We start from the raw sequence: 12073 nt of genomic DNA on the forward strand, positions 1-12073 counted from the left end.
TGCGCGTGTAAATAAGGGCTGCAAGCAATATTACCCTGATGGCTATATTGCGCGCACTAAATTACCTTGACCTGCCCCAATTCAAATCTGTTATTTCCCATGCAACAAATACCGCAAAAACCTTCGGCCGCGTTTGTTGATATGCAACAGCCGGGCTATTCGCCTGAGCGAAAAAGCAAAGCAGAGTAGATCTTGCGAGGTACGCACCCTGTCGGCAATCTGTGGCGCCTCACGGGCCTCTTGCCCATCTTGTTCTTCACGCTCAAGGTGTGGCAATACGCGCCCGCCGGGCAGGCGGCGCAGCTCGTTTGGTTCTGCAATATCTCAAACCTGGTTCTCGGTCTCGCGATCTTTGCGCTCCGTAGCGACGCGATTTTTATTACCACCGCGCTGCTTCTCATCGGCCTACCGATTTGGCTCTTTGATGTCGCCGTTCAAGGGGGATTTCATGCGTTCTCGATTCTGACGCACGTCGTGAGCCCCGCTCTCGGGCTCTACCTCTGCCGCAACCTCGGTGTCGGCAGGCATGTGCCCATTCTTACCATTGGCTACTATATTGCCCTGCAGCTTGCCGCGCGATTTCTCACTTCGCCTGCAGACAACATCAATGTAGCGTTCGATGTCTACGTGCCGGTGAAGGGCCTGTTTCCGAATTTCTGGGTTTATTCGCTGGCGAACATGGCGGGATTGTTTGTATTTGCCGTGGTGTTGCGCCGCGCATTGAAGTGACAGGTGCCGCCTTCACGGCCGAAGAAATGTCCCCCTCCGCCTTCGGCACCTCCCCCGCTTGCGGGGGAGGCTGGGAGGGGGACACCCCAGCCTCAGAAAGATTGACCCCTGAACCCGGTAAGAATTTCTAAAGTTATGCGAGTCTCAAAACTCATTGCGCCTGCCATCTTCATCTCGGCGCTCACCGCAGCAGAACCTCAGCTGCAGGTGAAGAACGGCGACGTCATTTTTCAAACGACTGCATCCTCACAAAGCAAGGCGATTCAACTGGCGACGCACTCGCGTTACTCTCATGTCGGCATCGTCTATTTCGAAAAAGGTCGCGCGATGGTGCTCGAAGCAGTGCAGCCGGTGCGCGTGACGCCGCTCAAAAAGTTTCTCGCGCGCAGCGTCGGCGGGCACTACGCGGTGAAGCGCCTGAAAAATGCGGATGCAGTTCTCACACCGGCCATTCTCAAAAAGATGCAGTCGGTCGGACGAAATTACATCGGCAAAAATTATGACTGGGCTTTCGGCTGGTCAGATGACCGCATCTATTGCTCTGAACTCGTGTGGAAAATCTACCAGCAGGGTGCAGGCATCGAACTTGCCGCGACCAAAAAATTACGGGAGTTCGATCTCTCTCACCCGGCGGTGAAGGCGAAGCTCAAAGAGCGCTACGGCAGTCGAGTGCCCCTCGACGAACCGGTCGTTGCGCCGAGCCAGCTCTATGAGTCGGGGTTGCTCGAGAATATTTTTGTGAATGAGTAAGACCCGACCCGCGGCTCTCGCCTGGCTTCTGGGGAGCCACAGCCCGCCGAGCGAGCAAGGATTCGCGACGCGAATCCGCAGGTCTCCGACTTCTTAGCGCAGCAGGTAAGTCTTTTTAGCTGCCGTAGCCAAGTTCGATAAAATCTTGCGGTGAAATGGGCTTTACTGCTGATTTTTTGTAGTCTCTGATATTTCGAGTCAGAATCCATGCCATATTTGTTCTCGTGGCAATACTAACTTGAACCGCATCCTCAAAATCAGGCATTTGCAAAGTTAGGGCGTTTAAAATATCATCTTTCTTTAAGTCAATAATCTCTAATAGGGCCAATATGGTTTCTATCTTCGCGCGCGCTGTTTTTTCGTCCGTAAGCTTTCGAAGCATATAATGCAGGTTACATAAAATCAGTGAAGAGGTATAGCCTCGTACTTTTTTGAATTCTGAAAGACTCAAAGCTTCGGCTGATTTTTCATAGTGATTTATACGTTCGGCTAAAACATCGAGCAGAACGTCGGAATCAAAAAAAACTTTCATCAGTGGACGCCATGCTTTTCACTCAGGATTTTCGTCAGCTCTTTTTTGTAATCAATATCTTTGTTCTTGATGACGCCAGATAAAGAGCGCACCAGCGGTGAAATCTTGGGATTGGCTGACCCGTTGGATGTTGTCGAAATCTCGTTAAAATACGCTTCAACTATTCTTGATAAGCTAGTTCTGTTGGCCTTGGCATAGGTTTTTGCTTTGCGAATTGCTGATTTTTCAAGTTTTAATGTAAGTTTTGCGGCGCTCATACGTATAGATTACTAAGGGATACGTACAAAGTCAATATTTTTCCATTTTGATGTTCTGCAAACCCAAAGTTCTGGGTTATAGCAGCTGACGTGGAGTTCGTCTGGTGTGTTTTGACGCTTGTGTCAATTGTTCAATCTGTAATGCCGAATCGAGTCAAATACGTGGTCGAAGCGGCTCGCGGCGACGCGCGAAAAATTTGTTGGCGACGTTCGATAACGGTAATATTTTTGCCCCTAAGTCTTTTATTCAAATCACCTTCAAGATGCGCCTGCCAGAATTAACCAGCTCGTCGTAATTAAGGCAAATGGCCGCTGATAATTCGTGTATTCGCTTGACCACTGCCCAAAATTCCTTGGGATTTTCGATTTCCCACTCTTTCGGTATTGTCTGACGACCACTTTCTGTGGGAAAAGTCTTTAGCGCTATTAGATGCTCGAATTCTCTTATTAATACTTTGATAGTCTGACGGAATTCTTCCAGCTTTGGGTGCATAAATCCAAAATTTGGATTTTGGCATTCATATTCAAAATTACCTAAATCATCGAGCCGTTCAGATTCAAAGCTAAAACCAGCGAAATTGAAATTTCGGATGAATTGTATTGTACCGCTTGCAGGGAGAAGTTTTTCCCTGATCTGATTAAAAACGACTGTGTCCAAAGGTATAAATTCGGGAGAGTATTCGACTGTCTTTCTCGCGGACTTAGTTTTTAAGAGAAACCTGAAAAGATATCGCAATAAGACTATAGAAATCAGGCTGATCCCAATCAGCCAGATTGGTACCTGTAGATTTAACAAGGAGAGAAAAGCTGGAATTAGGCTCAGCCGCGAAAAGTAGCCGTAAGCCAAAGTCCCAACTATGGTGAGTAACCCTATTATGCCGGCAGCAACTACTTTGCTCAAAACTGGATCATGCCAGATATTTAACAGCCGTTTTCTGATTTGTGCCTTTGACATATTCTCCCGAATGCCGCCCAAAAACCATTCCACGACCCAAGACTCGCCCTTCAGCCTTGCCTGTCTTCCATTTCTACCTCTCACGCCCCGTCGTGAGACTTCAGTTACAGTCTCGCTCTGATCAAAAAGGTTTGGGCGAATGCGGCAAAGCCTCACCGGTCGATTTAGGGCCATTTAATCTCCTAAATCCTACAAACCACGACGCGCTGCACTACAGTCGATCAATCAAAACACTGGCGTTTCTGTCTGCCCTCTGGCGAAATGGCCTGCGATGCATCGACAAGAGAAGTTGCAGCGCCAGCACGAGCAGTTGCTGGCCCACCGCTGGATTTCGAACCCGCTCGATTGGGCGCAGATCGATCGTTTGATTCTGCTCTCGGGCATGGTGATGCTCGTACCGCTCTTTTTTGGTATCTCCATCATCTGTGGGCTTAACTGGTCGCCAGAGTGGCTGAGCGCCGGCGTCGCGAAAACACTTTTGCTGTTTCATGCAGCGTATCTTGGTGCGATGCTCGTCTTTGTTGCCGCGGCTTTTCGGCGGCGTCGGCACCATGCGACGTGGGCCCGCTTCGAAGATTTTATTATCTATAGTTACGTGGCCGTCGTGTTCGTGCAGTCGTGGCTTTCGGGTACGCACCTCACCGGTGGTATGCTGCTGCTGATGATCGGCGCGTACCTGACTTCGGCGCTCGCCGACATACGCAAGGTTATGCGGGCATTCGTGATCGTCGTCATCGGTTTTGTCGTGCTGGGTATTATTGAAAGCAGCGGGCATTTTCGTTATGCGCCTGTCTTTGCCCGGCCACCCTATAATGCCGACGGCTCGCCGGTTTCGGGTTGGTTTGCAATTCAGATGATGCAGATTGCGGCGTTGCTGATGATTACCTACGTCGGCATGATCGCCACGAAGCGCTGGGTTGAGCGCGAGAATCTGTTTCGCGAGATGTCGACGATCGACGGGCTCACGCGGCTCACCAACCGGCGGTCGTTTATCGAGCGCAGCGAGAGTGAGTTTGAGCGCGCGCGCCGCGCATCGCTCAAGGGCATTTCATGCATCATGATCGACATCGATCACTTCAAGCGCATCAATGACACGCTCGGCCACCCGGCGGGTGACGCTGTGCTGGTGCAGACTGCCGGGCTCTTGCTCGACAGCGCGCGGCCTTACGACGAGGTGGGGCGCTATGGCGGCGAAGAGTTTGCCGTGCTGTTGCCCGAGACGACGCTCGAGGTGGCGACGCTCGTCGCCGAAAGATTGAGGCAGAAGATTGCAGAGCACGAAATCGTCGTCGGCCGCAAACGGGTGCGCGTCACGGCGAGTTTTGGCGTGGCTTGTTTTCCCGGCGAAGGCATTGAGACGATCAACGACTTGCTAAAAGCCGCAGACAAGGCGCTCTACGAGGCCAAATTTGGCGGGCGCAACCGTGTCGTGGCGAGCATCGAAAAAACGAAAGGTCGCAGGGCTGCCGGTCGTGGCAATGCGACGGGTGCGAAACGAAAGGCGAAACCGGTCAGGCGCAAATAATTTCTGACGCCAACCTTAAAATGGCGGATTGATTTGCGTGACGCGGTGTCGCCGCATATGGCGTCAGCTGTGTAGCTGACTCATGGCCCGCCTTGCCCAACTCAAAAAAACGCCCCGCGCAGCCGCAAAGGCTGAAATCTTCAGCGTGCAGGGCATCTCAAAGGTTTATGATATGGGTGAGGTTAAAGTGCCTGCGCTCGAATCTGTCGACCTAAATCTTTACGCGGGTGAATTTGTGGTTCTGCTCGGGGCCTCGGGCTCGGGTAAATCAACGCTGCTGAATATTCTGGGTGGGCTCGACACGCCGACGTCGGGCCGCGTGCTCTTCAGAGACAAAGACATTTCGCAAATGAGCGAAGATGAGCTGACAGAGTTTCGCCGCCACCATATCGGCTTTGTCTTTCAGTTCTATAATCTGATACCAAGCCTTACCGCTGAAGAGAACATCGCGCTCGTGACCGACATCGTGAGCGACCCCATGCCGCCCGCAGAAGCGATGCGCCTGGTGAATCTCGCCGACAGATTGGGGCATTTTCCCGCGCAGCTGTCTGGGGGCGAGCAGCAGCGCGTCGCGATTGCGCGTGCGATCGCGAAAAAACCCGACGTGCTGCTCTGCGACGAACCGACAGGTGCGCTCGATTTCAAAACCGGGCGCGTGGTGCTCGAGGCCATTGACACGGTAAACGAATCCCTCGGCACTACAACTGTCATCATCACGCACAACGCGGCGATTGCCGACATGGCCGACCGGGTTATTGAACTGCGCGACGGCCGGCTTGTCTCTGACCGGCGCAATAAACGCCGCAAAAAGGTCGCAGAGCTCAGCTGGTGAAAACCCTCAACCGCAAGGTCGTGCGCGAGATATCTGGCATGAAAAGCCAGACGATCACAATTGCGATCGTGGTTGCCGCCGGCATCGCGATGTTCGTCGGCTCGAAATCGGCTTACGATTCGATGTCGCGTGCGCGCGACCATTTTTACGGCACGACGGGTTTTGCCGAAGGTTTTGTTTCACTCAAAAAAGCGCCCGCGGGCACCGTACGCCGAATCGCGACGGTCAGCGGTGTGGCGCATGTCGAGTCGCGCATCGTGCAAGAGGCGGCTCTCGATTTTCAGGGTGAGAAACTGCCCTCGGCTGGCCGGTTTATTTCTCTGCCCGAGAAGCTCAGCCGTCTGGCGGTCAGAAGCGGCAAGCTGCCCGCTGCGATGAACGAGGTGATGCTGAGCGAGTCTTTCGCGCTCGCCAATAAACTCGTTCCCGGTAGTCGTGTCGTCGCCGTGCTGAACGGCCGCCGTCAGGTGTTGCGCGTTTCGGGTACGGCGCTTTCGCCAGAGTTCGTCTATATTTTCAGGCCCGGCAGCTTTATGCCCGACGACAAACACTACGGCATCTTGTACGTGACGCGCGAAGCAATGGAGAGCCACTTTGATTTTGGCGGCGCGTTCAACGATCTCGCATTAACGTTTGCGCCCGGTGCGAACGTGCGCCACACGCTCAAGTCGATTGATACCGTGCTTGAACCTTACGGTGGTCTCGGCGCATACGATCGCAACAGACTGCCGTCATATGCATTCTTGCGCGACGAATTCAAGCAGCTACGCACGAACGCTTTCTTTTTGCCGTTGGTGTTTCTCGGTGTCGCTGCCTTCTTGCTGCACATTGTCGCGACCCGCCTCATTGCGCGGCAGCGCGAGCAAATCGCATCGCTGATGGCGCTCGGTTACGCGAACCGCACGATTGCCGGTCATTATCTGAAACTCATGCTGATTATCAGCGGCGGCGGTGCACTCATCGGTGTCGGTGCCGGCTGGTGGCTCGGCAAATCGATGACAGCGCTCTATGGGGATTTCTACCGTTTTCCCGATTTGAGGCATGTATTCCATTTTTCCGTGGCGTTCTGGGGCCTCTTCATCGGCGCCAGCGCAGGCGCTGTCGGTACATGGTTCTCGGTGAAGCGCGTCATGAAAATGCAGCCAGCGCAGGCGATGCGCCCGCCATTGCCTGAAAGATTTGCCGAGTCGTTCTTCGAGCGCTGGTTTAAGAAAATACCCGCAATCACCAAGATGTTTCTGCGCAATCTGCTGCGCCGCCCGCTCAGAACGGTGTTCACGATTCTGGGGCTTTCAACGGCGGTGATGATCATGGTGCTCGGGCTCTTCATGACCGACGTCATGGATTCAATGCTCGGCACGCAGTTTGAGCTCTTGAACCGCGAAAGCATGACGGTTTCTTTTCTGCGCCCGGTTTCGGCTTCGGCGCTCGACGAACTCATGCGCAGACCGGGTGTTCAACTTGCCGAGGGGTACCGCACGGTGCCCGTGCGCCTTCGATCGGGACAGTTTACCAAAGAGCTTGCGATAACCGGTCTGCCGGCAAATTCAGCGCTCAGGCGGGTTGCCGACGAGAACAGCAGGGTAGTCGAGCTGCCAACCTCAGGGGTGCTGCTCAATGCCAATATAGCGAAGAGAATGGGACTCAGGCGCGGCGACAGCATTGACCTTGAACTCTTAGAAGGCAACCGGCGCAAAATTCGTGTGACGATCGCGAGCCTCGTCGAAGAGATTCTGGGGCAGGGGTGCTATATGCAGATCGATGCGCTCAGCCATTTGCTCAGCGAAGAGCGCAGCATCAACGTCGCCGCGCTCAAGATCGATGTGCTAAAGCAAGACGAAATTATTGCGCACCTCAAAACTTCGTCTCGCGTCGCTTCGATCAGTACGCGTGAAGGCACGCTGCGCATCTTCTACGATATGATGTCGCGCAGCATGCTGGCGATGATCACGATTATTCTCATCTTTGCCTCGGCTATTTCTGTAGGCGTCGTCTACAATACCGCGATGATTCTGCTGTCAGAACGCACATTTGAGCTCAGTTCGCTGCGCATTCTGGGCTTTACCAAAGCCGAAGTCTTTGAAATGATCGCCTCTGAACTCGGCACTACGGTGCTTGCTTCGCTTCTACCCGGCTGCGCACTCGGCTATGCTTTTGCCTGGCTGATGATGAACACCGTCGACACAGAAGAGTTTACGATTAAGCTCATTATCAGCAGCCGCACCTATGTGACCGCAATGCTGGTGTCGCTCGCGACAGCGGCGGCGAGTTTCGTTATACTCTATTTTCGCATCAGAAAAATGGATCTGGTATCAGTTCTCAAAGTGAGGGAATAAAATGGCAATCGCAGAAAAATTCAAAGCGTTATGGTCGAACCGTTATATGCGCTATGGGGGCATTGGCATTCTGCTGCTCGTATTCTTGATCATCTTCTACCGAAAACCGCCCGTGCCGACAGAAATTCACCGCGTGACAAAAGGCATCTATGAGGCGTCATTCGAAGAAGACGGCGTCACGCGTGTTAAAGAAAAGTTCTCAGTCTTTGCCCCGGCATCGGGTGTGCTGATGCGTGTCGAAAAACACGCTGGCGACCTTGTGAAAAAAGGCGAAGTTATCACCCATGTGATGCTCGATTATATGCGCCCGGTGAAATCGCCGATTAACGGCACGATACTCAAGGTGCATCGTGAGAGCGAAGGTCCGGTTGAGATGGGCACGCCACTTCTCGACATCGGCGACACAGCAAAACTTGAAATTGTCTCAGAGATTCTGACGCGCGATGTCGTTGCGCTAAAGCCGGGTAACGAGGTCGTGATAACCGGTTGGGGCGGTGGCGCGTTAACGGGAAAAATCCGCACGATTGAGCCGGCCGCTTTTACGAAAGTGTCGACGCTCGGCGTCGAAGAGCAGCGTGTTCGCGTGCTCATCGATTTTCAGCGCCCGCAAGAAATGGGTGAGGGGTTTCAGGTGCGCTGCAGGCTCATTGCGAAGCGTGTTGAGAATAGTCTTACTCTGCCGGTTGGTGCGCTGTTTCGTGACGGCGAAGCGTGGGCGCTTTATCGTGTGATCAAACAGCGTGCGGTCAAAACGCTGGTCAAAATCGCTGAAACGAGTGGCAACGTGGCGCTCGTCGAATCGGGGGTCGCTCAAGGCGACGAGGTGGTGCTTTTTCCTGGCGAGAAGATTCGTGAGGGCGTGAAGGTAAAGTGAAGACGACCAGCTACGTCATTGTTCCCGGGCTCGGCAATTCTGGGCCTGCCCACTGGCAGAGTCGGTGGCAGCAGTCGCTGCCGAATGCCGTACGCGTCGAGCAGCGTGACTGGGAAAATCCCCAGCTGGCTGAATGGCTGGCGGCGCTCGACGAGGTTCTGAAAAAGATGAGTGGCGATGCTGTTTTGATCGCGCATAGTCTCGGCGTCGCATTGGTGGCGCATTGGGCTCAGAAATTCGATAGCAGCAAGGTGCGTGCCGCGCTGCTGGTTTCGCCGAGCGATGTCGATTCACCCGAGCGCACCCCCGACAGCGTGCGCGGCTTTGCGCCGATGCCGCTCGCGCGCCTGCCGTTCAAGAGCCTGGTCGTCGCGAGCACGAACGACAATTTTGTCACGTTTGAACGCGCGCATTTTTTTGCCGATGCCTGGGGTGCGGATTTAGAAAATATCGGCCCCTGCGGACACATCAACGCCGATTCAAATCTCGGCGATTGGCCGCAGGGGTTGGCGCTGTTGACGAGACTTTCACTAAAAATCTGAATTCTGCTGTATTCTACACCTAAAATTCTGACGCTGCCAGCGGTAGAATGCGCGCCCAAAGGCTCATATCCATTTTACTTTTCAGCAGTGTATCTCTATCACCCTTATTGGCGGCGAAGCGCAAGTTGCTGATTCTGCCTTTTCAGAACCGCGAGAAGAATGCGCTCTATGATTACCTTGAGGGCAGCATCACAGACGCCGTCACAAGAAAGCTGCAAGAAAACTTCATTTTTGAGTCGCCAGCCGAAGAAAAATGGAAAGGTACCGCGTCGCAAAATCTCGTGCACCAGCATGAGTTCTACACACATACCGCGGGCATGCAGCTGGGCGCATGGCTCAAGCAAGATGTCGTCATCTCGGGTAGCTACATCGTGGTGCAGAAGCCGATAACCAGGGCGCGGCAGAATTACAGCGACGAAAAGCCCGCCGACAGACCGATCGACAAACTCGTCAATACGCCACAAACTTCAGCGCCTGTGATTGTGACCACGGTGCGCGTATTCGATATCTCAAAAAAGAAGCTCGTGACTGAATTCGACGTCGAAAGTTTCGCCGACGCTTCGCTTTTCGAGTCGATTGACGCCCTGGCTGTGCGCGTTGCCAAAGAGGCTGCGGTCGTTTTACCCAATGAAACCGAATGGCGCGAAACCCGGGCCAGCGAATTTGCCGATTACCAGCACCACGTGGGCCTCAGCGTGAGCGTCGGCGCAATCTCGACCCCGGCTGCGCTTGATACCGCGATTGGTTCGGGTAGCCAGCTTTTACCTAAAGATTTTCATCCGCTGAAGTTTTCTATTGGGTATACGCGCCGCCAGACATTTTACCGCGATATTTTTGTTACCGGGCAACTCACCTATGGTGCTGCGAGCAGCAGTTTCGCCGTTGAAAGGTCGACGAGTGATATCAGCGCTTCGAGCCGCTTACTCAGCGTCTCAGCCGGTGCCGGTTATCACTGGGCTTTCTGGTCGCGATACTATGCCGCCCCGGTTCTGCGCGTCGGATACCAGTCAGGCAACATTACGCTGAGCTATGAGAATTTATTGACAAAGCCGGTCGACCTTGACGGTCAAGAGGTGACGAAACGCACCTTCACTGCCAATGCACCGTTAATTGGCTTTGGCGCGTTCGGGGGCTACCGTATGAATGAGACGCTTGCCGCTGAATTTCACACCGAATATGAGTTGCTTTTTTTCTCGAACCGTGTTTCAGCACAGGTGTTTTTTGGTCTGGCCATGACGATGGGGTTAGAACTATGAAGCGCTTGTTTTCGTACAGCCTGTGTGCATTACTGTGCTCGTGCCTCGCGGCGCCTGAAGTTTCAGATACTTTTCGCGAACATGTGGTGCCGAAGGCGGCTGCGAACGGCATCGTGGTAGTGACGCCTGGTACGGGCATCGTTGGTGAGGCAGGCGTCACCAGCACGTTCACGATTCAGCTCGCGAGCCAGCCGACCGCAAACGTGTCGATGGTACTCACGAGCGCCGATGCAACCGAGGTTGTGCTGCGTTCGGCAGATGGTATCAACTGCGATAATTCGACCACAACAGATAACAACAATTCATGTATTGTGACGTTCACTCCCTTGAACTATTCGACGGCGCAGACGATCGGTGTCGCGGGGCTTGATGATCTGATCGATGAAGACGACAGAGTCACAGCTATTCAGGTAGGTCTGACAACTTCGAACGACGCCAACTACAGCGGCATTGACCCGAGCGATATCAATATCACAGTGCAAGACAACGACACTGCCGGTGGCACCATGACCTGCATTAACACAGCTTCTGACGCCACATTTACAGCCGCGAAGTGCACAGCTGGTGCTGCGACCACGACCGAAGACGCGAGCACAAATGGCACGCTTGACTTTACCATAGCGCTGAACACGCAGCCCACAGCAACTGTGACGGTAACCGCTACGAGCAGCGACGCGACCGAAGGCCGGCTCAAAGAAAATTCGGGAGCCTGCAACGTGGCGGGAGCTACGAATTCTGCTTCGTGCACTTTAACCTTCACAACTGCCAACTGGAACACGCCGCAGACCGTGCGCATTGCGGCCAACAACGACTTCGTCTTGAACGAAACACCTGCGCCAACGTATTCGATCAACCTGAGTTCTACGAGTGCCGATGCCAAATACACTGGCACAACACTACCCGCGTTCACCGGAATCACGAGCGTGCAACGGCAGAGCCGGTTGACTTTCGTGACAACCAACACCTCGAACGGAAATCTCGGTGGTGTTTCAGGTGCCGACGCAAGGTGCATGGCAGATCCAGGGCACCCTGACGCAGCACTACCGCTCGGCAGCAGGCGCGTCTTTAAGGCTTTTGTGGTGGATAGCGGTGTGAGGCAGTATTCTTCGTCGGCCAATGCGCTGGGCGTCGTCGATTGGCCGCTCGCGGTCAATACCACATATTATAGGGCGAATGGCACGACACCCATCATGACGACCGATGCTTCCCGAAATTTTTCGACGATGGCCAATTCAGTCGATGGCACAGCCAATGAATCATGGTTTGGCACGCTCGGCGGTGGTTCATGGAATCCGTATATTACAGGTTGCGGCGTGTCGTGCCCTTTGTTTACCGGCAACTGCTCGAGCTTCACGAACGGCACAAGTGCCCAAAGCCTGCGCACGCTGATTCAGAACACTACAGTAGTTGGCAGCCTAAATTCCAGCGGTGCCGTTCGCTACTGCGATGCTCTGCGCCGCCTGTGGTGCATTCAGCAATAGTACA

General features: G+C 53.8%; 12 protein-coding genes. 9 read left to right on the top strand and 3 right to left on the bottom strand.

Features of this window, described 5'->3' with window-relative positions; all coding sequences use genetic code 11:
* Positions 1–192 precede the first annotated feature (192 nt).
* The gene (locus TURPA_RS09265) at positions 193–729 is read left to right on the top strand and encodes a hypothetical protein (RefSeq protein ID WP_014803040.1); all 537 of its coding nucleotides are present in this window, start codon (positions 193–195) and stop codon (positions 727–729) included.
* A gap of 135 nt (positions 730–864) precedes the next feature.
* Positions 865–1479 carry a YiiX family permuted papain-like enzyme gene (locus tag TURPA_RS09270; RefSeq protein WP_014803041.1) on the top strand — a complete coding sequence of 205 codons (615 nt, stop codon included), beginning with the start codon at positions 865–867 and terminating at the stop codon, positions 1477–1479.
* Positions 1480–1594: 115 nt separating this feature from the next.
* Here the strand turns inward: TURPA_RS09270 and TURPA_RS09275 are convergent, their stop codons facing one another.
* The 3 genes from TURPA_RS09275 to TURPA_RS09285 all read right to left on the bottom strand — a co-directional run bounded on the left by TURPA_RS09275 (position 1595) and on the right by TURPA_RS09285 (position 3397).
* Positions 1595–2011 (bottom strand): type II toxin-antitoxin system VapC family toxin, encoded by a 417-nt coding sequence (locus TURPA_RS09275; protein ID WP_014803042.1) that lies wholly within the window; start codon positions 2009–2011, stop codon positions 1595–1597.
* Entirely contained in the window at positions 2011–2268 is a 258-nt protein-coding gene (locus tag TURPA_RS09280) for a DUF6364 family protein (protein ID WP_014803043.1), read from the bottom strand. Before TURPA_RS09280 ends, TURPA_RS09275 begins: the two co-directional genes overlap by 1 nt.
* A 247-nt stretch (positions 2269–2515) precedes the next feature.
* Positions 2516–3397: a hypothetical protein gene (locus tag TURPA_RS09285; protein WP_014803044.1), complete on the bottom strand. Its 882-nt coding sequence runs from the start codon at positions 3395–3397 to the stop codon at positions 2516–2518.
* Positions 3398–3494: 97 nt separating this feature from the next.
* Here TURPA_RS09285 and TURPA_RS09290 point away from each other — a divergent pair, with 97 nt between their 5' ends.
* From TURPA_RS09290 to TURPA_RS09320, 7 genes are all read left to right on the top strand, one after another.
* On the top strand, positions 3495–4748 hold the full coding sequence (locus tag TURPA_RS09290) for a GGDEF domain-containing protein (RefSeq protein ID WP_014803045.1): 1254 nt from the start codon (positions 3495–3497) through the stop codon (positions 4746–4748).
* Between the two features lie 82 nt (positions 4749–4830).
* The gene (locus TURPA_RS09295; RefSeq protein ID WP_014803046.1) at positions 4831–5580 is read left to right on the top strand and encodes an ABC transporter ATP-binding protein; all 750 of its coding nucleotides are present in this window, start codon (positions 4831–4833) and stop codon (positions 5578–5580) included.
* Positions 5577–7916, top strand: coding sequence for an ABC transporter permease (locus TURPA_RS09300; RefSeq protein ID WP_014803047.1), 2340 nt, complete (start codon positions 5577–5579; stop codon positions 7914–7916). The genes TURPA_RS09295 and TURPA_RS09300 overlap by 4 nt, the downstream gene beginning before the upstream one ends.
* A 1-nt stretch (position 7917) precedes the next feature.
* Positions 7918–8790, top strand: coding sequence for an efflux RND transporter periplasmic adaptor subunit (locus tag TURPA_RS09305; protein WP_014803048.1), 873 nt, complete (start codon positions 7918–7920; stop codon positions 8788–8790).
* A complete protein-coding gene (locus TURPA_RS09310) occupies positions 8787–9332 on the top strand; it encodes an RBBP9/YdeN family alpha/beta hydrolase (protein ID WP_014803049.1) in 546 nt (181 codons plus the stop codon). The genes TURPA_RS09305 and TURPA_RS09310 overlap by 4 nt, the downstream gene beginning before the upstream one ends.
* 47 nt (positions 9333–9379) lie before the next feature.
* Entirely contained in the window at positions 9380–10588 is a 1209-nt protein-coding gene (locus tag TURPA_RS09315; RefSeq protein ID WP_014803050.1) for a hypothetical protein, read from the top strand.
* On the top strand, positions 10585–12069 hold the full coding sequence (locus TURPA_RS09320; RefSeq protein ID WP_014803051.1) for a DUF1554 domain-containing protein: 1485 nt from the start codon (positions 10585–10587) through the stop codon (positions 12067–12069). The genes TURPA_RS09315 and TURPA_RS09320 overlap by 4 nt, the downstream gene beginning before the upstream one ends.
* Positions 12070–12073: the final 4 nt, after the last annotated feature.

Origin of the sequence: Turneriella parva DSM 21527, assembly GCF_000266885.1 — a bacterium.
In the GTDB taxonomy this organism is placed as follows: domain Bacteria; phylum Spirochaetota; class Leptospiria; order Turneriellales; family Turneriellaceae; genus Turneriella; species Turneriella parva.

What these genes read in the sequence shown, in the direction of transcription:
- TURPA_RS09270 (WP_014803041.1), top strand. Translation starts at nt 865, where the DNA reads ATGCGAGTCTCAAAACTCATTGCGCCTGCCATCTTCATCTCGGCGCTC.
- TURPA_RS09275 (WP_014803042.1), bottom strand. Translation starts at nt 2,011, where the DNA reads ATGAAAGTTTTTTTTGATTCCGACGTTCTGCTCGATGTTTTAGCCGAA.
- TURPA_RS09280 (WP_014803043.1), bottom strand. Translation starts at nt 2,268, where the DNA reads ATGAGCGCCGCAAAACTTACATTAAAACTTGAAAAATCAGCAATTCGC.
- TURPA_RS09285 (WP_014803044.1), bottom strand. Translation starts at nt 3,397, where the DNA reads ATGGCCCTAAATCGACCGGTGAGGCTTTGCCGCATTCGCCCAAACCTT.
- TURPA_RS09290 (WP_014803045.1), top strand. Translation starts at nt 3,495, where the DNA reads ATGCATCGACAAGAGAAGTTGCAGCGCCAGCACGAGCAGTTGCTGGCC.
- TURPA_RS09295 (WP_014803046.1), top strand. Translation starts at nt 4,831, where the DNA reads ATGGCCCGCCTTGCCCAACTCAAAAAAACGCCCCGCGCAGCCGCAAAG.
- TURPA_RS09305 (WP_014803048.1), top strand. Translation starts at nt 7,918, where the DNA reads ATGGCAATCGCAGAAAAATTCAAAGCGTTATGGTCGAACCGTTATATG.
- TURPA_RS09315 (WP_014803050.1), top strand. Translation starts at nt 9,380, where the DNA reads ATGCGCGCCCAAAGGCTCATATCCATTTTACTTTTCAGCAGTGTATCT.
- TURPA_RS09320 (WP_014803051.1), top strand. Translation starts at nt 10,585, where the DNA reads ATGAAGCGCTTGTTTTCGTACAGCCTGTGTGCATTACTGTGCTCGTGC.